At 33.6% G+C, this 18,225-nt stretch carries 19 protein-coding genes; 11 read left to right on the forward strand and 8 right to left on the reverse strand.

What is annotated here, in order from left to right:
- Positions 1 to 96: 96 nt before the first annotated feature.
- The 5 genes from IRZ78_RS17660 to IRZ78_RS17680 all read right to left on the reverse strand — a co-directional run bounded on the left by IRZ78_RS17660 (position 97) and on the right by IRZ78_RS17680 (position 4,134).
- Positions 97 to 597, reverse strand: a complete 501-nt coding sequence (locus IRZ78_RS17660; protein ID WP_194617792.1) for a nuclear transport factor 2 family protein — start codon at positions 595 to 597, stop codon at positions 97 to 99.
- Position 598: 1 nt separating this feature from the next.
- Positions 599 to 2,110 carry a serine hydrolase gene (locus IRZ78_RS17665; protein WP_194617793.1) on the reverse strand — a complete coding sequence of 504 codons (1,512 nt, stop codon included), beginning with the start codon at positions 2,108 to 2,110 and terminating at the stop codon, positions 599 to 601.
- A 78-nt stretch (positions 2,111 to 2,188) separates the two neighbouring features.
- On the reverse strand, positions 2,189 to 2,995 hold the full coding sequence (locus IRZ78_RS17670; RefSeq protein ID WP_194617794.1) for a helix-turn-helix transcriptional regulator: 807 nt from the start codon (positions 2,993 to 2,995) through the stop codon (positions 2,189 to 2,191).
- Between the two features lie 46 nt (positions 2,996 to 3,041).
- On the reverse strand, positions 3,042 to 3,485 hold the full coding sequence (locus IRZ78_RS17675; protein WP_194617795.1) for a hypothetical protein: 444 nt from the start codon (positions 3,483 to 3,485) through the stop codon (positions 3,042 to 3,044).
- A 55-nt stretch (positions 3,486 to 3,540) separates the two neighbouring features.
- Positions 3,541 to 4,134: a GNAT family protein gene (locus IRZ78_RS17680; RefSeq protein WP_194617796.1), complete on the reverse strand. Its 594-nt coding sequence runs from the start codon at positions 4,132 to 4,134 to the stop codon at positions 3,541 to 3,543.
- A 448-nt stretch (positions 4,135 to 4,582) separates the two neighbouring features.
- Here IRZ78_RS17680 and IRZ78_RS17685 point away from each other — a divergent pair, with 448 nt between their 5' ends.
- A complete protein-coding gene (locus IRZ78_RS17685) occupies positions 4,583 to 5,923 on the forward strand; it encodes an NAD(P)/FAD-dependent oxidoreductase (protein ID WP_194617797.1) in 1,341 nt (446 codons plus the stop codon).
- Positions 5,924 to 6,031: 108 nt separating this feature from the next.
- Here the strand turns inward: IRZ78_RS17685 and IRZ78_RS17690 are convergent, their stop codons facing one another.
- The gene (locus IRZ78_RS17690; protein ID WP_194617798.1) at positions 6,032 to 7,549 is read right to left on the reverse strand and encodes a helicase HerA-like domain-containing protein; all 1,518 of its coding nucleotides are present in this window, start codon (positions 7,547 to 7,549) and stop codon (positions 6,032 to 6,034) included.
- A 379-nt stretch (positions 7,550 to 7,928) separates the two neighbouring features.
- On the opposite strand from IRZ78_RS17690, the gene IRZ78_RS17695 reads away from it, so the two are divergent.
- The 8 genes from IRZ78_RS17695 to IRZ78_RS17730 all read left to right on the forward strand — a co-directional run bounded on the left by IRZ78_RS17695 (position 7,929) and on the right by IRZ78_RS17730 (position 14,428).
- On the forward strand, positions 7,929 to 8,753 hold the full coding sequence (locus tag IRZ78_RS17695; RefSeq protein WP_065448545.1) for a MotA/TolQ/ExbB proton channel family protein: 825 nt from the start codon (positions 7,929 to 7,931) through the stop codon (positions 8,751 to 8,753).
- A 56-nt stretch (positions 8,754 to 8,809) separates the two neighbouring features.
- Positions 8,810 to 9,436: a biopolymer transporter ExbD gene (locus tag IRZ78_RS17700; protein ID WP_194617799.1), complete on the forward strand. Its 627-nt coding sequence runs from the start codon at positions 8,810 to 8,812 to the stop codon at positions 9,434 to 9,436.
- 19 nt (positions 9,437 to 9,455) lie between these two features.
- On the forward strand, positions 9,456 to 10,016 hold the full coding sequence (locus IRZ78_RS17705) for a biopolymer transporter ExbD (protein ID WP_194617800.1): 561 nt from the start codon (positions 9,456 to 9,458) through the stop codon (positions 10,014 to 10,016).
- A 36-nt stretch (positions 10,017 to 10,052) separates the two neighbouring features.
- On the forward strand, positions 10,053 to 10,853 hold the full coding sequence (locus IRZ78_RS17710; protein ID WP_194617801.1) for an energy transducer TonB: 801 nt from the start codon (positions 10,053 to 10,055) through the stop codon (positions 10,851 to 10,853).
- Complete coding sequence (locus IRZ78_RS17715) at positions 10,853 to 11,083, forward strand: hypothetical protein (protein ID WP_194617802.1); 231 nt, start codon at positions 10,853 to 10,855, stop codon at positions 11,081 to 11,083. The genes IRZ78_RS17710 and IRZ78_RS17715 overlap by 1 nt, the downstream gene beginning before the upstream one ends.
- A 2-nt stretch (positions 11,084 to 11,085) precedes the next feature.
- Complete coding sequence (locus tag IRZ78_RS17720) at positions 11,086 to 12,009, forward strand: substrate-binding domain-containing protein (RefSeq protein ID WP_194617803.1); 924 nt, start codon at positions 11,086 to 11,088, stop codon at positions 12,007 to 12,009.
- 17 nt (positions 12,010 to 12,026) lie between these two features.
- Complete coding sequence (locus tag IRZ78_RS17725) at positions 12,027 to 13,694, forward strand: tetratricopeptide repeat protein (RefSeq protein ID WP_194617804.1); 1,668 nt, start codon at positions 12,027 to 12,029, stop codon at positions 13,692 to 13,694.
- 101 nt (positions 13,695 to 13,795) lie between these two features.
- Positions 13,796 to 14,428 carry a 7-carboxy-7-deazaguanine synthase QueE gene (locus IRZ78_RS17730; protein ID WP_194617805.1) on the forward strand — a complete coding sequence of 211 codons (633 nt, stop codon included), beginning with the start codon at positions 13,796 to 13,798 and terminating at the stop codon, positions 14,426 to 14,428.
- 82 nt (positions 14,429 to 14,510) lie between these two features.
- On the opposite strand, the gene IRZ78_RS17735 is transcribed toward IRZ78_RS17730, so the two are convergent.
- Together IRZ78_RS17735 and IRZ78_RS17740 are read right to left on the reverse strand one after the other, a co-directional pair.
- Complete coding sequence (locus IRZ78_RS17735; RefSeq protein ID WP_194617806.1) at positions 14,511 to 15,056, reverse strand: YfiT family bacillithiol transferase; 546 nt, start codon at positions 15,054 to 15,056, stop codon at positions 14,511 to 14,513.
- 17 nt (positions 15,057 to 15,073) lie between these two features.
- Positions 15,074 to 15,781 carry a class I SAM-dependent methyltransferase gene (locus IRZ78_RS17740; RefSeq protein ID WP_194617807.1) on the reverse strand — a complete coding sequence of 236 codons (708 nt, stop codon included), beginning with the start codon at positions 15,779 to 15,781 and terminating at the stop codon, positions 15,074 to 15,076.
- Positions 15,782 to 15,855: 74 nt separating this feature from the next.
- Here IRZ78_RS17740 and IRZ78_RS17745 point away from each other — a divergent pair, with 74 nt between their 5' ends.
- On the forward strand, positions 15,856 to 16,350 hold the full coding sequence (locus IRZ78_RS17745) for a YkgJ family cysteine cluster protein (protein WP_194617808.1): 495 nt from the start codon (positions 15,856 to 15,858) through the stop codon (positions 16,348 to 16,350).
- A gap of 113 nt (positions 16,351 to 16,463) precedes the next feature.
- Entirely contained in the window at positions 16,464 to 17,699 is a 1,236-nt protein-coding gene (locus tag IRZ78_RS17750) for an FtsX-like permease family protein (RefSeq protein WP_194617809.1), read from the forward strand.
- The last annotated feature ends 526 nt before the right edge of the window (positions 17,700 to 18,225 follow it).

The following is an 18,225-nucleotide window of genomic DNA, read 5'->3' on the forward strand; positions in this document are numbered from 1 at the left end:
CTTTGGGTTAGACGACTAATTTTTAATTAAGTTTCAGGATAAACCATTTTTTTTCATTTTAATCAAAATAATGAAGATCAGAGCACAGACCAAAAATTACTTTTTGACAGGTCTATGCTCATAACTAACAATTCTTTTCAATTTCCAGTCCTTATCTTTTAGTTCCCAGATATGAATAAATTTTCCCGTTCCTTCCGGTTTGCCATCAACATAAAAAGTATGTTCGCCTATTTGTACGGCGCCAAAATCGCCCAGCTTGTCGATAGTACAGGAATTTAGTTTTCGGGTTAGTTTTTCGGGTCTGCTGCATTTTGCGTCCAATGATTTTATTTCATTTTCTTTCGAAACGTTCAAACCAAAACGGTCGTCATAAAATTCAACATCGTCAGCTATTATTTTTTTAAATTGTGCAGCATCACATTGGTTAAAGGCAACATCAAAAAGCAAACTGTCCATCTTAATGATTTCACTTTTTAAAAGATCCGTCTTGATAACTTCACTATTCGTTTGGGCCACTGCTTGCCTGCTTAGAAAAAATATAAAAAGCATTATTACATTTATCATCGGGTTGATCGTTGTGTCATTGTTCGTGTCCATTTTACTTCGTTTCAATTTCAATTATTTTCTTTCCGTTTTCGCCCAAATAATGATTCACTATTTTTTCGTAAACTTTGTAACCGTCATCTACATTGGTAAAAATAATTAAGCCTTGTTTTGTTTTTGGTAATAATAAAACAATGGTTTGAACGCCTTGGTCTGCACCGCCATGTGATAGCGCATAATTGTCATTTCCCAGATTATATATTTCGAAACCCAGCCCAAAATATTTGTTTTTCTTGGTTTCAACCTGATGCGATGTCATCTCATCAAACACTTTTTTACTTAACCCATCGCTGTTCATTACGCTGCATAAAAATGTTCCGTAATCTTCAATTGTAGTTAGTAAATCATCGGCGGCATTTGCCGTTTTATTCTTAGTAGGTTCGTAGGCATTTCCTTTGTTGTCGTAACCAATAGCAAATCTTGAAACATCGGTGATATCGTTCCAGACAAATTTAGTATCAGTCATTTTTAGTGGTTTAAAAATTAATTCATCTGCTAATTGTGGTAGCGTTTTGTTGAATTTCTTTTCAAGTGCTTTTCTCAAGTATTCAAATCCTTCTCCGGAATATTGATATTTTGTTCCGGGTTTAAATTTAAAGTCAAGTTTACCGGATTCGTTCATAAATCTCCAATTCGGGAAACCCGTTTGATGGCTTAGAACAATTCTTGCCGTCAATAGTTTTGTGTTGGGTTCATTTGCAATATCGGGATCCGTCCAGTATTTGTACAAAGGCTCGTCTAAATTGAGTTTTCCTGCACTTGCCAGTTTCAAAGCTAGGACTGCTGTTACAGGTTTGGTCAACGAAGCAACATTCCAGATGGTATTGTAAGGAGCTGTAATGCCTTTTTTAAGTTCGCCAAATACTTTTATTTGTTGAAGCTTTCCGTTATTGATAATGCCTATTCCAAGAGTGGGAACATTATTTTGCTTTAACCATTTTTCGGTTGCAGCTTCATTATCAAAAAGATTCGATTTATCTGCGGTAGTGCTAATCATTTTATGATCGTAACTAAGCGATCGTGATAATTTCCACTCTTTATTTTGTAACAACCAGAGATGAGTGAATTTAGCAAAACTTCCTGGTTCTTCTGGTTTACCGGGTGATTTTTCATAAAAACGATGGGATGACATTTGTATTGCACCATATAAAATTCCATTTTTATTGTACAATGGATAAATTTCGGTACTTCCTTCGATTAGTTCCCTGCGGTAATTATATTTTCTTGTTGGTGAACAGATCCCGTTTTTCAGATTGTATAAGAATTTGGTTTTGTCTGAAACACTGTCTTTATCATGATAAAACTCAAAATCGGTAGTATATAAGTCTTCAAATTGTTTTATATCGCAACTATTGAAGCCAACATTAAAAAGAAGGCTGTCTCTTGACATAATAATCTTGTAGAGTTCAGAGTTTTTTTCTTCCTGAGAAAATCCAATATGGAATTGGAGCAGTAGTATCCCAACTAAAATTGCTTTTAACTGGAAAAATGAGTTGTTGATTTTCATTTTTGATTGATTTTGATGATTGATGATTTTGCAATAGTACGGTAAACATTGCTCGTAAAATTGTACAAATGCGAAATCTTATCTTTTTTTTGAAAGAAAATAAGAATCAGAATTGAACATTTTTGGAGTTGTTTTGGTCACGTCTTTAAACTTTTTTATAAAATGTGATTGATCAAAATACTTGTTATAAAGCGCAACATCGGTCAGTTTCAATTTCTCTAAATCAGAATTCACCATTTGATCTACCGATTTTCTGAATTTCAGAATCTGAATATAATTTTTGATGGTAAGCCCGGTCGCTGTTTTAAATTTAATTTGAAGCGACCTTTGCGAAGCATTTAGATTTTTTCCTATTTCCGAAACCGTAATTTCTTCATTTTGAAGTTTGATGATTTCGCAGATCTTTTCGACTGCATTTTTATTGGGATGTGTATCACTTAATTCTTCAAAATAAGAATTAATTGTATTTAATAATACCGAAATATCACTGCTTATATCTGTTTTGATTTTAGTTTGAAAAGGTAATTCGGCAGCATCAATTGTAAAAATAGCATCTGTAAAATTGCTCAGATCGTAATGAGGAAACATCGAAAGTGTCCAGGCGTGCAATTGAATGATGGTAACTTTTGTTTTAGGCTGAATATTAACCAAAACTTTATTGGTCATTTGCGAACAAAAGTAAAAACCTTCGCTCATTGTGTATTTGTTTTTACTTGTATGAACTTCTATAGCGTTGCCGCTTACAATAGCAAGGTTAAAACAGCCATTGGGTAAAACAAGTTTGTTCTCAATCAGGCTTTCGCCGATGCTGTTATCGAGACACCAAATTTTATTGACGAACCTTTCAGTTTTTTGACTTACGTAATGTTCTGAATATAGGTTCATGTGGAGTGATTTATGTTACGTATGAGAATTGATTTACTGGGTTTTATTAAAAGTAGTTTTCTAATATCACATCTAATACGATATATTTTAAAAAGTAACATAAAAGTAGTGGAAAAATGGTTAGTATAAATTGAAACCATCCTTCAATAGAAGTTGCTTCGTCAGATTCTTCATCGTTCCAAACAGAATTATATTTTATTTTGAAATATAAATTCCTACCATTTCTTTTTAAAATGTAATTATCTAGATATTTGTATATTAAAAGAAAAATCAACAAATACAATGACAAAAAAGAAGTTTCTTTTCTATTATGTAACATTTGGTTATTAAAGGTAATTATAGCGAGAATGGGTAATAACATTGAAAAAAAGAAAAGTATTCTGTAAGTCTTTATGTCTCGTAAAATCCTATGTGCTGGAGGATAGATAAGTGTAACATACCAAATAAATGCAAATCCCATTAAAGAAGCAGTTAAGCTTATTGTTTCCATAATTAACGATTTCCTTTTAAAATTTTTAATGCGATTTTGGCTAAAATATTAATTTCTAGTTGAATTCAGAAAAATAATCTCGATTAGTATTCTCCCATTCCTCCAAAATCACACTATAATAAACATCATCTTTACTCTTTCCTTCAGAGTCTACATAATTATTTCTAAAGATTCCTTCTTTTACTGCGCCTAGTTTTTCTATAGCTCTTTGAGATTTTTTGTTTTCCAAATCAGCGCTGAATTGTATTCTTTTAAATTGAATGTTTTCGAAACCAAAATTTAGTAATTCGTATTTGCAGGCTTTGTTTAAACCTGTTCCCTGAAAATCTTTTCCGTACCAGGTCCAGCCAATTTCGCATTTCTGGCTTGCGTGATTGAGGTATCCATAACGTGTGCTTCCGGCAACTTTATTGGTTGCTTTGTCTATAATTAAAAATGGATAACATATTCCGTCTGCTTTTTGTTTTAAGGTGCTTTTGATATAATTGTCGAAATCAGCATCATTTCTAATATACATTCCCATGAATTTCCAAATTTCATCGTCGAAGATAATTTCTTTGAGTTCGATGTTTCTTTCGTTTTCAAAAGGAAGTAATGATACTTTTTCGTTTTCGAGAATGATATCAGATTGTAATAGTTCGCTGTTCATGGTATTTATTTGATTGAAGTAGTTCGTTTATTGCCCACGGATTTTACTGGTTGAACAGATGGACACGGAATTTTTTTTAGTGATGTGCTTTAGGTTTTAATAAAAAAACTGCGAAAATCCGTTCAACCCGTCAAATCTGTGGGCTTAATTTTTTTCTCATCAAGCGAAAGTAGGCTTTTTCGGATTTCTAATAAATCTATAAAAACGCAAATTTGTTATGAAAACTAATGCTGCATGAGGATAGGAGCGGTATCTCCCGATTTAGAAAAACAAGGCTTTTTAGCGGTAGTTTTGTTAATTGGGAATATAGCGGATAGCCCGACCCGCTTTTTTTCGGCAGGTCATACCTAGAATAATTATAACGAATAAGTCTAAATATTTGGTTTATTTTAAAGCTTTTTGTGTATTTATTACTTATTTTTACGATCTTATATTTAGATTTTTCTTGATGCAAACTCCACTAAAAATTGCTGTTGTAGGTTCTGGATTGGTAGGATCACTATTGGCAATTTATCTCAAAAAAGCAGGTCACACCGTTCATGTTTATGATCGCAGTCCTGATATTCGCAAAATTAATTTTTCGGGTCGTTCTATAAATCTTGCTATGTCTAACCGTGGCTGGAAAGCTCTTGATGGCGTTGGTGTTGGCGATTCGGTTCGTGAAATCGCGATTCCGATGGACAAACGTGCGATTCATTTGGTTGATAAACTCAATTTTCAGAACTACGGCCAGGAAGGCGAGTCGATTTATTCAATTTCCAGAGGAGCTTTAAACCGGAAAATGATTGATCTTGCTGAACAAGCAGGAGCCGAATTTTTGTTTGAGCAGAAAATCTGGGATGTAACGCTAAGTGATGCGACTTTGCATATTGGGGAAACCGAAAGAGGCGAGTGGGAGGAGAAAAAATACGATATGGTTTTTGGTGCCGATGGTGCTTTTTCAAGAATTCGTCATAGAATGCAACGCCAGAGCATGTTTAATTATTCGCAGGAATTTTTGAATATGGGATACAAGGAATTGAATATTCCGGCAAATGCCGATGCGACGCATAAACTGGATAAAAACTCTTTTCATATTTGGCCTCGTGGTGAATATATGCTGATTGCGCTTCCTAATCTTGACGGAAGTTTTACCTGTACGTTATTCATGCCGTTTGAAGGTGAAAATTCTTTTGCATCGCTCACAGATCGTAAAATGGTCGAGGATTTCTTTGAGAAAAACTTCCCAGATTCGATTGAAGTGATTCCGAAACTGGCAGAAGATTTCTTTAAAAATCCAACCAGTACTTTGGTAACTATGAAATGTTTTCCCTGGACATATGAAGATAAAATTGCCTTAATTGGCGATGCCTGTCATGCGATTGTTCCGTTTTACGGACAAGGAATGAATGCCGGTTTTGAAGATATTACGGTTCTAAACGAAATGATCGAAAAGTACGAAGACAACTGGAAGAAGATTTTCTCTGAATATCAAATTTCACGTAAGCCAAACGCTGATGCCATTGCAGAGCTATCTTATCGAAATTTCATGGAAATGAGTACCAAAACAGCTGATGAAAAATTCTTATTACAAAAGAAAATAGAAAAAGCATTTTCTGATAAACATCCTGATAAATGGATTCCGCTTTACAGCCGCGTAACTTTTAGTGATCGCCCATATGCCGAAGCTTTGGCCATTGGGGATTTTCAAAACGCAATTATGGAAGAAATCCTAAAACTGGATAATATTGAAAATATCTGGAACACGCCCGAAATAGACAATAAGATTTTAGAGTTACTGCAGAAGTAATATCAAAAATCAATTACAATATCAATCTCAAATTTTAAATTGATTTTTAATATTGTAATTGCTATTGATTTTTGCTATTCTAATTGAGTTTTGATATCGTAATTGAATTTACTTTTTAAACATTTTTGATAAAACTCCAAAAACACCTCTGATAAAAGTAGCGCTCGTTACCACTTTTAAAACTGATTTTGTCACTACACTTGTGGTGCTTGGTTCAGCTTTTGATGATTTTGTTGGCGATTGTTGTTCTTGTTGTGCTCTGGCCTGAGCTGCATCGGCAATTTTTTTGTTTAGTATTTCATAGGCACTTTCGCGGTCAACTTCTTCGGCATATTTTTTTACTAGCTTTGATTTGCTGTTAATGACTTCGATTTCATCAGAAGTCAGAACGTCCATTCGGCTCATTGGTGCGCGCATCATAGTAGCAACAAGCGGGGTTGGAATTCCTTTTTCGTTAAGTGCTGTAACCAGAGCCTCTCCAATTCCTAAGCTCGTTAGCAATTCATCTGTTTTATAATATTGTGAAGTAGGGTAATTGTCTGCTGTTTTTTTAATTGCCTGACGATCGTTTGCAGTAAAAGCTCTTAAAGCATGTTGGATTTTTAAACCTAATTGTGCCAAAACACCGCTAGGAACATCCATGGGGTTTTGAGTAACAAAATAAATACCAACACCTTTAGAGCGTATCAGTTTTACAATCGTTTCAATTTGTTCTAATAAAACTTTACTGGCCTCATTAAATATCAAATGCGCTTCATCAATAAATATAACCAATTCTGGCTGCGAAACATCTCCCTTCTCCGGCATTTGCTGGTAAATCTCGGCCAATAAACTCAACATAAAAGTCGAAAACAGTTTTGGTTTGTCTTGAATATCAGTCAATCGAATGATGTTTACGTATCCTTTTCCGTTTTCATCAATTCGCATTAAATCATCAATTTCAAAAGATAGTTCCCCAAAAAAGATATCGCCTCCCTGTTGTTCTAATTCTATTATTTTTCTTAAAATAGTTCCTGTTGTTGCCGTCGAAATTTTGCCATAATTGGCAGAGATTTCGTCTTTGCCTTCTTCGGTAATATAATTGATTACTTTTTTGATGTCTTTTAAGTCCAGCAACGGCATGTTGTTGTCATCGCAATATTTAAAAATAACCGCAACAACGCCCGCCTGAGTATCGTTAAGATCTAAAATTCGGGAAAATAAAACAGGGCCAAATTCGGAAACTGTAGCCCTTAAACGAACTCCGTTTTGTTTGGATAAAGACATTAATTCAACCGGAAAAGAAGCAACATTATAAGGGATATTTATTTTAGCATGTCGCTCTGTAATAAAACCTTCTTCCTTTCCTTCTTCTGCAATTCCGCTAAAATCCCCTTTTATATCCATCATTAAAACAGGAATTCCGGCATTTGACAATTGCTCAGAAAAAACCTGAATAGTCTTTGTTTTTCCGGTTCCGGTTGCGCCGGCTATAAGTCCGTGACGATTTAAAGTTTTTAGCGGGATTTTGACATGAGCTTCAGCAAGCGGTTCTCCGTCAAGAATGGCTCCGCCCAGAGTTATACTATCGCCTTTAGAGGAATAACCATTGTTTATATCTTGAATGAAATTGTCTTTTTTATTCATGTTTTATTTGTAATTTAGATGATTATAAGAGTATTGCTTGGTTTTTTAACATTTTGCATTCGTTTTTTTTAGTAAGAAAAAGCTTTTAAGGGTTGAAAATTATATAAAAAATAATTTCGCAACTTTTTAAGAAGATATCAACGGAATGTTTGAATATTTACTAAAACGTTGTAATTTTCCCATTAATAGCCCTGTTTTTTGTTTTATCAAAAAAATGACGGCGGCAATTTAATGAGATATTTTTTAAATTGACGTTAAATTTCATTCAATTAAATTAAAAAAAGTTTTTTTATTTAAACTAAACGTATAAATTTGCTCCTCTACAAGTTAAATATAACTAAAAAATAAAAATTATTTAAAACTATTAAAATTAAAAAAAATGGCAAACGTTAAAGTTAAAAAAGAAAGCACTTCAAATGGAGGAGGAATGATTACAGGAATCATTATTGTAGCGTGTATTTTAGTTGGGGTGTTTATTTGGAAAGTTATCATGGGAGATGCTGCTAACTTCGAAGGAGGTAATCCAGAAACAGGTCACCCGATCAATACATTAGGTCAAGTATATAAAGGAGGTTTTATCGTACCGGTATTATTAGGTATGTTTTTAATGGTTGTTGTGTTTTCTATTGAAAGATTTATCGTTATTGGTAAAGCTGCTGGTAAAGCTAATTTAGATACATTTATGAAAAATGTACAAGGAAACATTAAAGAAGGAAACATCGAGGCTGCAATCGCTTCATGTGACAAACAACAAGGTTCAGTTGCAAATGCAATTAAATCGGCTTTGGTAAAATACCAAGATGTTAAAAAAGAAGGTTTCAACAGTGAAGAGGCTGCAGAAGTAATCCACAAAGAAATCGAAGAGGCAACTTCATTAGAAATGCCAATGTTAGAAAAAAATATGACTATTATCTCTACTTTAGTATCATTAGGAACTTTAGGAGGATTATTAGGAACTGTATCAGGTATGATTAAAGCGTTTGGTGCTTTAGCTTCTGCTGGAACTCCAGACCAGGCTGCTCTTGCAACAGGTATCTCTGAAGCACTTATCAACACTGCAACAGGTATCTCTACTTCAATCTTAGCGATCGTTTCTTATAACTTCTTTACTGCTAAAATTGATGATTTAACTTACTCTATCGATGAGGCTGGTACTACAATTGTAAATACTTACAGAAGATTCAGAGGAAGTTTGAAACAATAATTAATTTTTGATTAGTATTAATTACAATTAATTATATCAAAATAAAATAAAAGATAATGGCTAAAATAAAAATGAAAAAAAAGTCAACATCGACAGATATGACTGCCATGTGTGATGTTGCGTTCCTTTTGCTTACGTTCTTTATTTTGACCGCTACTGCTAAAGTGCCAGAAGCACTTCCTGTAGATATGCCTTCTTCTGTTGCTCAGACTAAATTACCTGATTCAGATTTAGCTATCATTACAATAGGGAAAGGTGCAGATGGAAAAAGCAAAGTGTTTTTTGACCTTAAAGGTAGAGAGATTCGTAAAAGAACTCTTGAAGGAATGGGATCAAAATACGGTGTAACTTTTTCAGAAGACGATAAAACTAAATTTGCTTTAATGGATGACTTTGGTGTGCCATTGACAAATTTGAAGCAAATCATCGATATGAAAGCGGCTGACAGAACAAAAGCAAATCAACCTGGAATTCCAATAGATTCATTAGATAATCAATTAAAAGACTGGCTTTTGGTTTCAAGAAGAGCTTCGATTGATCTTGATGATAAAGAATTGAAAATTGCAATAAAAGGTGATGCTAAAGAACAATATCCACAAATCAAAAAGATAATGGATATTCTACAAGATCAGAAAATCAATTCCTTTAACTTAGTTACAGGTACGAGAGGAAGAGACTTTTAATTAAAAAATATACACTAAAATGGCTGAATTAAATACCGGCGACGGTGGTGGCGGAAAAGGTGGTAAAGTAAGAAGTAAAAAGCAGAATTCTAAGGTCGATTTAACGGCAATGGTGGATTTGGCATTCTTATTGATCACGTTCTTTATGTTAACCACATCGTTGTCAAAACCTCAAGCGATGGATTTGTCTCTGCCAGATAAAGATCCAGATCCTACTAAGAAAACGGAGGATACAAAAGTAGATGAAAATCGTACGATGACTGTAATGCTTGGTGCCGATAATAAAATGGTTTATTATATGGGATTGCTTGCAACTCCTAAAGTAGGTCCAAAGGATATTGCCTATGGTAAAGACGGAATTCGTAAAGAATTATTAACTCAGAAAAAAGCAGTTTTAGCTTATTCTACAGCTTTAGGGAAACCTAAAAATGGAATTATAGTTATTATCAAGCCAACTAAAAAATCAAATTACCGTAATTTGGTTGATATTTTGGATGAAATGGCTATCTCAGGTGTAGAGACTTACGCAATTGTTCCTGAGTTTAGTCCAGAAGAAACGAAATTGATAGATAAAAAATAAGAGCAATCTTGTTTTAATCCTTAATAATCAAGAAATATGAAATTAGATATAATTAAAAATCAGTGGCTTGATATCGTATTCGAAGGGCGTAATAAGATATATGGTGCATATGAGTTAAGAAAATCTAACGGTAAGACTACTGTAAAAGCTCTTATCATTGGTTCGCTTATCTTTAGCGTTGCTGTTGCAGCTCCTCTTATTGCAAGCTTTTTGCCAGATTCTGAAGAAGAAGTGGTGAACAACGATATTAAAATCGCGACAGTAAAATTACCTCCTAAAAAAGAGGAAATTAAGCCAAATCAACCACCACCACCACCACCACCACCAAAAGTGGATCAGGTTAAGTTTGTGAAACCGGTAGTTGCTAAAGCAAATGAAATTACTGAAGACCCACCAAAAATTGTGGATCTTAAAGATAAAAAAGTAGGTAACGAAACTATCAAAGGAGATCCGGATGCAGTTTTAACTGTTGATGAGCCAGTTGGTAAAGGGCCAGTTACTGAGATCATTCAGGAAGATAACAATGTTTATAATACTGCAGGTATCGAAGTAAAACCAGATTTCCCTGGAGGAATTGAGAAGTTCTACAAATTCGTAGGTAATAATTACAAGACTCCGGAAGAAGAAGGTTTAAAAGGTAAAGTTTATGTTACTTTTGTAGTTGAAAAAGACGGTTCATTAACCGACATTAAAGTTTTAAGGGATATCGGTTACGGTACAGGGGCAGAAGCAATTCGTGTTCTTAAAAAATGTCCAAAATGGACTCCCGGCGAACAAAATGGTAAAAAAGTTAGGGTACTTTACTCGCTTCCTATTACTATTCAATCTGCAGAATAATGTTAAAGGATAAGCTTAATAATATTCAGAAGAAATCGCTCAAAGAGCGATTTCTTCTTGTTTTAGGAATAATGTTTTTTTTAATATATCTTGTACTGGGTTTAATGATTATGTTCTGGAAGAAACTTCCTTTGGATATGGAACCTAAATACAGATATGCTTTTGGCGGATTATTGATTGTATATTCAGGAATTCGTTTTTTAAGATTAATCAATTCAAACGCAGAATAATTATGTTCAAATATGGTAAAATTGTAGGTTTGGTAGTTTTTGTTTTTTTGTTTGCCATGTGTAACCAAAAAAGTAAAAATGAAGCTGAGAATGAAACAATTTTAAAAGGATCAATAGATATTACTGTCGATGAAACAATAAAACCTATTGTAGAAGATATGGTGGCTGTTTTTGAAGGTACTTACTATGATGCTAAGATTTCACTAAAGCCTAAATCTGAAGCTGAGCTTATAAATGATTTGCTAAATCAAAAAGCAAAAGTTGTTGTTACCACCAGAGATTTGACTCAGGAAGAGAAAACAAGATTTGAAAAAAGCAAGATTAATCCTAGAGTAACGCCTTTTGCATCAGATGCAATTGCTTTTGTTACTAATAAAAGCAATAATGATACATTAATTGCGTTGAAAACTGTGATTGATTTTTTGCAGGGTAAATCAGATTCTGGAATTAAAGGACTTGTTTTTGATAATCCAAATTCAAGTACGGTTCGATACATGAAAGAATTGGCAAAGGTGAAAGATATTCCATCAAAAAACGTTTTTTCTTTTAAAACTAACGACGAAGTTATTAAATTCGTGTCTGAGAATGATGGTATGATTGGAGTAGTTGGAGTAAATTGGTTGTATCAGCCATCTCCAAATATGCTAGACATCGTTAAAAAGATCAATGTGATGAGTGTAAAAGGTCTGAATGGTGACGGATATTATAGTCCTACCCAAAATGATCTTGGTGAAAAGAAATATCCTTTGGCACGTGATTTGTTTATTATAAATTGTCAGGGTTATACTGGTTTAGGAATGGGGTTTGCTTCATTCATTTCAGGAGATATCGGACAACGTATTGTTTTAAAATCAGGATTATTGCCTGTGAGAACTCCGGGAAGAAATCTTAAGATTAGAAGTCAAATTATTAAAGATAAAGAATAAATTAATTACAATTAAAGATGAATAAATTTAAAATTTTTAGTCTTGCCTTAGTTGCTTCAGCTACTGTTGCAAAAGCGCAAGACATCAAAGAAGCTAAAAAGGCAATCGATGCTGAGCAATTTCAAAAAGCAAAGTCTTTGCTTAAAACAATCATCAAGGCAAAACCTTCTGACGGAGAAGCTAATTTTGTTTTAGGTAATATATATTTAAATCAAAGTATTGTTGATTCAGCGAAAATTTATTACGCAAACGGATTACAGGCATCTGATAAGAAAAATTTAAATTATATCGGATTAGGTCAGATAGATCTTGATGATAAGAATGCTGCTGCTGCTCAGGCTAACTTTGGTTTAGCGACAAAAGATATGAAACGTAAAGATGTAGAAGAGTTTATTTACATCGGTAGAGCTTATATTAACTCTAATAATCCTGATTATCCAGCTGCAATTGCTGTTTTGAAACGTGCTTTATTAATCGAGCCTCAAAATGCAAACGCTCTTTTGACAATTGGTGATGCTTATTACGGTTCAAACAATCAAAATGATGCATACAAAGCTTACCGTGATGCATTTACTGCTGATCCAACTCTTTTAAGAGCAAAAATGCAATTAGGAGTTTTATTAAAAGGAGCTAAATCATACGAAGAAGCAATTAAATCTTTTAATGAAGTTATTGCGATCAACCCTAACTACGGTCCGGTTTACAGAGAATTAGCTGAAACATATTACAAATGGGGAAGAAACAAAACATCTACCGCTAAAGTGAATATGCAAAATGCAATTACAAACTATGAGAAATACTTAAGTCTAACAGATTACTCTTTAGATTCTAAAATGCGTCACGCAGATTTCTTGATCTTAGTAAAAGATTACAAAACTTTGGAGACTGTAGCAAACAAAATGATTGCTGAGGATAAAGTAAACCCAAGAATCTACAGATATTTAGGGTATGCTGCTTATGAAAACGGAAATGTTGATGTAGCAATTAAATCTATCGAAGATTTTATCAAAGTACCTTCAAACAAAGTAATTGGTAGAGATTATTTGTATTTAGGATTATCAAAAATTAAAAAAGGAACAAATGCTGAAGGAGTTGTAGATCAAGCTGCTTTTGATGCTGGTATTGCTGATATTAAAAAAGCAATTGAATTAGAGCCTTTGGTAGTTGAAGAACTTGCTGATTTAGGGAAAGCATTGTTTGGTAAAAAACAATTTGCACAAGCTGCAACTGTTTTTGAACTAGCAGTTAATAACAAAGAATCTAAAAATTATTTAGATGACAATGTGTATTATGGTATTTCACTTTATTATGCTAACGCAAATAAAAAAGATGGTGCTCCGGATGCTGCTGCTTTAGCAAAAGCTGAAAGTGCTTTTGATAGAGTTTTAGAGGCTTCTCCAACTTATGATGAAGCATACTTATACAAAGGAAGAATCAATAACTTACTTGAGAAAGATGATTTGATTATCAAAAACTACGAAGAGTATGTAACTAAAACAACTGCAAAAGGTCCTGAGGAATTAGCAAAACCTGCTACAGTTAAAAAAGTAGTAGAAGCTTACAATAGTATTGGTGCTAGTTATGCAAATACTGATAAAGCTAAAGCAATTGAATATTTCAATAAAACTTTAGTTTTAGATCCTGCAAATGCTTACGCTGCACAATCTGTAAAAGCTTTAAAATAATATAAGATCTTTTATTGAAATATAAAACCGGTAGTTCTTTGAACTATCGGTTTTTTTTGTTCCGTATTTAATTGACTATCTTTGCACTTTAAAATGAAATAATGTTATCAAAAGAAATACAATTAGAAGTAAATAAAGGAGCTATGTTACCTTTGATGGAAGAGTTTTATACCATTCAGGGAGAAGGTTTTCATACAGGAACGGCCGCTTACTTTATACGAATTGGAGGTTGTGATGTTGGTTGTCACTGGTGTGATGTGAAGGAGAGCTGGAATGCAGAATTACATCCGCCAACTAGTGTTGATTTAATTGTAAATAATGCCGCAACTCATGCAGACACTGTTGTAATAACTGGTGGAGAACCTTTGACCTGGGATATGAGTTTGTTGACTCAGGAATTAAAAAACAGAAATTTAAAAGTTCATATCGAAACCTCAGGAGCCTATCCATTAACAGGTACTTGGGATTGGATTTGTCTTTCGCCTAAAAAAAATAAATTACCAACACAGACTGTGTATGATAATGCGCATGAATTAAAAGTGATTATCTACAATAAACACGATTTTATTTTTGCAGAAGAACAAGCAGTACTGGTAAATGACAATGCAATTTTGTTTCTTCAGCCGGAATGGAGTAAAAAAGAGGAGATGACGCCATTGATTGTAGATTATGTAATGAATAATCCAAAGTGGAGAGTTTCACTTCAAACGCATAAATATTTGAATATTCCTTAAAGAACATAAAAAAATCTCTTCAACCGAAGAGATTTTTTATTTAGGATAAATAATATACAGTGTGTAAAAATGAAACAATTATTTATTTCCAGTTTTTATCTTTTTTTAAAGTAGTAATATGTGCCAAGTGATGATTTCCGTGCCAGGCGTATGTGGCTATTAATAGTTTTATTTTATATTCCGAATTGTTTTCAGGATGAATAAAAGATTTTTCCAGATCTTCATAAGACAAATTCTTCATAATAAAAGCCAGTCTGAAATGTAAACCTTCCAACAGTGTTAATGTGGGTTCAATAGGCATCTTTAAATTATCGGGCAAGTGCGACCATAAATTTTCATCATATGGTTTTATTACCGGATTATTTTCTGTCAAAGCCCATTTTATTCTGATGTAACAATTCATATGGCTTTCGGCACAATGATGAATCACCTGTCGAATGGTCCATCCATCGGGACGATATGGCGTATCCAATTGTTCATCTGTTAAATGAATCGTTTCTTTTTTTAATCTCTCAGGAAAAGATTCGATCTCATGAATTTTATCGGAAATGTATTCAGGGCTAAATTCCGTTGGAAACTCAAATTTTCCTATCGGATATTTTAATTTTTCTAAATCTAATGCTTCCATGATCCTTAATTTTTATTTTAAATCGAAAGTTTAGCCAAATAATCATAATGTTCACCTTCTAAAATAAGCTCACAATTTAATCCATTTGCGGCAGCTGCATTTTGAAGTGTGTTGTAATCCAAATACAACCAGTCAAAAGGTTCTTCTTTTTCTCCTTTATACGAAATATTGAAAACAAGTTCTCCGTAATAATCATTATTAGACAAAATCCATTTTCCCCCGTCTTCATCTTCATCAAACATATAAATGATATCAGAGCTATCCAGTAAAATTTGTCCGCCCGGATTCAAAAGTGATTTTAGCTTAGATAAAAATGTATTGCAATTTTCCAGTTTACCAAAAATACCAACGCCATTCATCAATAAAATAATGGTATCAAATTTTTCACCTTCAAAATCTAGTATATTTTGAACTTTTGCATTCTTAACGCCGCGAAGTTTGCAAGTTTCAATAGCTTTTGCTGAAATGTCTATAGATGTCACGTCTAAATTGCGATCATTTTGCAGGGATAAACTATGGCTTCCTGCGCCGCACCCAACATCTAATACTTTACCACTTGCCAATTGCAGTGCTTTTTGCTCGAGTTTAGGCATTTGGTTATAAGAACGGAATAAATAATCTACACTCATTTCGTCTTCTTCAGAAATGGTAGTTTCTGTAATGATATCTTCAGGCGAATTATTGGTTTGAAAGTCGAACATCGCCTTCCCAAATAGATCTTTCATCGTATTTTAGTTCAAAGTTTAGGGTTTCAAGTTTAAAGTTGTTTAATTTTGCACATCAACTTTAAAAAGTAAACTTGAAACAAATTTTAAATAACTTAAATAAGTTAGCCAAAGATAAGCATATCGAAAACAAAAAGTATTTCGATAAGCTGAAAAAGAAACAACCTAAGAATTTAGATTATGTAATGCAGGATTTGCATGACGCCGAATTTAAAAAGACAGATTGTTTGCAATGCGCCAATTGTTGCAAAACAACCGGGCCATTATTTACTCTGGCAGATATCGAACGAATCTCGAAATCATTCAGGCAGAAACCACAGCAATTCATTGAGCAATATCTTCGAGTAGATGAAGACAAAGATTATGTGCTAAAAAGTGTTCCCTGTACTTTTCTGGATAGCGAGAACTATTGTATGATTTATGATGTTCGGCCAAAGGCTTGTAGAGAATTTCCGCATACAGATCGAAAAAAGTTTCATCAAATTGCGGATCTTACCTTGAAAAATGTTGCCATTTGTCCTGCGGCATTTAATATAGTAGAAGAGATGAAAAAGAAACTTCCGTTATAAGGGTTTAAAACTTTTGTAATTGTTTTTAGAAGCCATTCAATTTTACTTTTTAAAATGTATTTTTGATTCGGATCAATAAAGTCCAATGATAATTAATAAAAGACAACCAAAATTTGAGTTTAGAATATTTCATTGCCAGAAGACTTATTACTGCCAAAGACTATAAAAGCAGTATATCAGCGCCAATTATAAAAATTGCCATTTCGGCCATTGCCATTGGTATTATTATGATGATAGTTTCAGTTGCTACCGGAATCGGGTTGCAGCAAAAAATACGTGATAAAGTTTCAGCTTTCAATGGCCAGATTATAATATCAAATTTTGATAATAACAATTCTGAGGTCACTTTGACGCCAATTTCAAAAAAACAGGATTTTTATCCCAATTTCAAATCAGTTCCGGAGGTAAGCCATATTCAGGCCATCGCAAGTAAAGCCGGAATTATTAGAACCGAAAATGCTTTTGAAGGAATTGTTTTCAAAGGAGTAGGAGCAGATTACGATTGGAATAATATAAAAGAATATATTGTCGATGGTAAAGTGCCTGATTTTTCTAAAACTCTAAACGAAGAAGTTTTAATTTCCAGACTTCTCGCAGATCGTCTTAATTTAAAAGTAGGAGATAATTTCAATACTTTCTTTATTAAAGAAGAACAGGGCAAAATGCCAAACAGCCGTCGATTCAAAATTGCGGGTATTTTCAATTCGGGATTTCAGCAATTCGATGCCACCTATATAATAGGAGATATTCGTCATATTCAGCGAATCAATAAATGGACTCCGGATCAGGTGGGAGCTTTTGAAGTATTTATCAAAGACTTCGATAATATCAAAACAACAGGAATTCAGGTATACGATCAAACATCATCGAATTTAGACACAAAAACCATCATCGAAAAATACAGCTATATTTTTGATTGGCTACAATTGTTCGATTTCAATATCGTCGTTATTCTCGGGGTTATGATCTTAGTAGCTACTATAAATATGGTTGTCGCATTATTAGTGCTTATATTAGAGCGCACCCAAATGATCGGAATCCTAAAGGCAATGGGCGCAAACAACTGGACAGTTCGCAAAATATTTTTATATAACGCATTCTATCTTATTATACGAGGATTGTTTTGGGGTAACCTAATTGGCATCGCAATATTGTTGATTCAGCAGCAATTTGGAGTGGTTCAGTTAAATCCTGAAAACTACTACGTCAACCAGGCACCGGTCTATCTAAACTGGGGATATATCGCCTTGCTAAATTTACTTACCATTACAGTTTGTTTTGTTGTCCTATTAATTCCGTCCTATATAATAACGAAAATCTCACCAGTCAAAGCCATTCGTTTTGATTAGTAATTCATAAAATTCATAACCCGTCACTTTAGTTGATGGGTTTTTTATTTCATTCTATATAAGAACAAGCAATTTTGGAATTTGGAGTTTCGGATTTGTAATTTGATTTTGGTTTAGGAGCTATTTCCCGCTATCCGTTCCGATCTTTTGTGTCCGCCGCGGCGGACACAAAAGGATTTCCACTACTATCGGGGCTAGGGCAATAGTTTTCATAAGAGCATGTGGTTTAAAGGATGATAAAAATGCTCCAAAAGGAAAAACTTGGCACCTTTGCTTCCGAGCGATCGGGATTGCACGATTAAAAAAAAGGAATTCGAGCTTAGTATCTTGATGAGAACTAATAAATCTCGAAAACAAGCTTCGTGTCTTAGTGTTCTTGTGGTAATCCAACCCAAAACGGGCTTATTAAAAACAAGTCATTAAATACCCGTTAAAGCAAAGAAGTCTTTAAAAATGGGTGTTTATTGGATATGATTATTGCGAAAAGTATATCTGGTTAAGGAAAATTCCTAGAAAGCATAAAAAA

Source organism: Flavobacterium sp. CSZ (assembly GCF_015350725.1).
Classification (GTDB): domain Bacteria; phylum Bacteroidota; class Bacteroidia; order Flavobacteriales; family Flavobacteriaceae; genus Flavobacterium.

Excerpts from the sequence above, each read along its gene's own strand:
- IRZ78_RS17660 (WP_194617792.1), bottom strand. The coding sequence starts at position 597 with ATGGACACGAACAATGACACAACGATCAACCCGATGATAAATGTAATA.
- IRZ78_RS17665 (WP_194617793.1), bottom strand. The coding sequence starts at position 2,110 with ATGAAAATCAACAACTCATTTTTCCAGTTAAAAGCAATTTTAGTTGGG.
- IRZ78_RS17670 (WP_194617794.1), bottom strand. The coding sequence starts at position 2,995 with ATGAACCTATATTCAGAACATTACGTAAGTCAAAAAACTGAAAGGTTC.
- IRZ78_RS17675 (WP_194617795.1), bottom strand. The coding sequence starts at position 3,485 with ATGGAAACAATAAGCTTAACTGCTTCTTTAATGGGATTTGCATTTATT.
- IRZ78_RS17680 (WP_194617796.1), bottom strand. The coding sequence starts at position 4,134 with ATGAACAGCGAACTATTACAATCTGATATCATTCTCGAAAACGAAAAA.
- IRZ78_RS17685 (WP_194617797.1), top strand. The coding sequence starts at position 4,583 with ATGCAAACTCCACTAAAAATTGCTGTTGTAGGTTCTGGATTGGTAGGA.
- IRZ78_RS17690 (WP_194617798.1), bottom strand. The coding sequence starts at position 7,549 with ATGAATAAAAAAGACAATTTCATTCAAGATATAAACAATGGTTATTCC.
- IRZ78_RS17695 (WP_065448545.1), top strand. The coding sequence starts at position 7,929 with ATGGCAAACGTTAAAGTTAAAAAAGAAAGCACTTCAAATGGAGGAGGA.
- IRZ78_RS17700 (WP_194617799.1), top strand. The coding sequence starts at position 8,810 with ATGGCTAAAATAAAAATGAAAAAAAAGTCAACATCGACAGATATGACT.
- IRZ78_RS17705 (WP_194617800.1), top strand. The coding sequence starts at position 9,456 with ATGGCTGAATTAAATACCGGCGACGGTGGTGGCGGAAAAGGTGGTAAA.
- IRZ78_RS17710 (WP_194617801.1), top strand. The coding sequence starts at position 10,053 with ATGAAATTAGATATAATTAAAAATCAGTGGCTTGATATCGTATTCGAA.
- IRZ78_RS17715 (WP_194617802.1), top strand. The coding sequence starts at position 10,853 with ATGTTAAAGGATAAGCTTAATAATATTCAGAAGAAATCGCTCAAAGAG.
- IRZ78_RS17720 (WP_194617803.1), top strand. The coding sequence starts at position 11,086 with ATGTTCAAATATGGTAAAATTGTAGGTTTGGTAGTTTTTGTTTTTTTG.
- IRZ78_RS17725 (WP_194617804.1), top strand. The coding sequence starts at position 12,027 with ATGAATAAATTTAAAATTTTTAGTCTTGCCTTAGTTGCTTCAGCTACT.
- IRZ78_RS17730 (WP_194617805.1), top strand. The coding sequence starts at position 13,796 with ATGTTATCAAAAGAAATACAATTAGAAGTAAATAAAGGAGCTATGTTA.
- IRZ78_RS17735 (WP_194617806.1), bottom strand. The coding sequence starts at position 15,056 with ATGGAAGCATTAGATTTAGAAAAATTAAAATATCCGATAGGAAAATTT.
- IRZ78_RS17740 (WP_194617807.1), bottom strand. The coding sequence starts at position 15,781 with ATGAAAGATCTATTTGGGAAGGCGATGTTCGACTTTCAAACCAATAAT.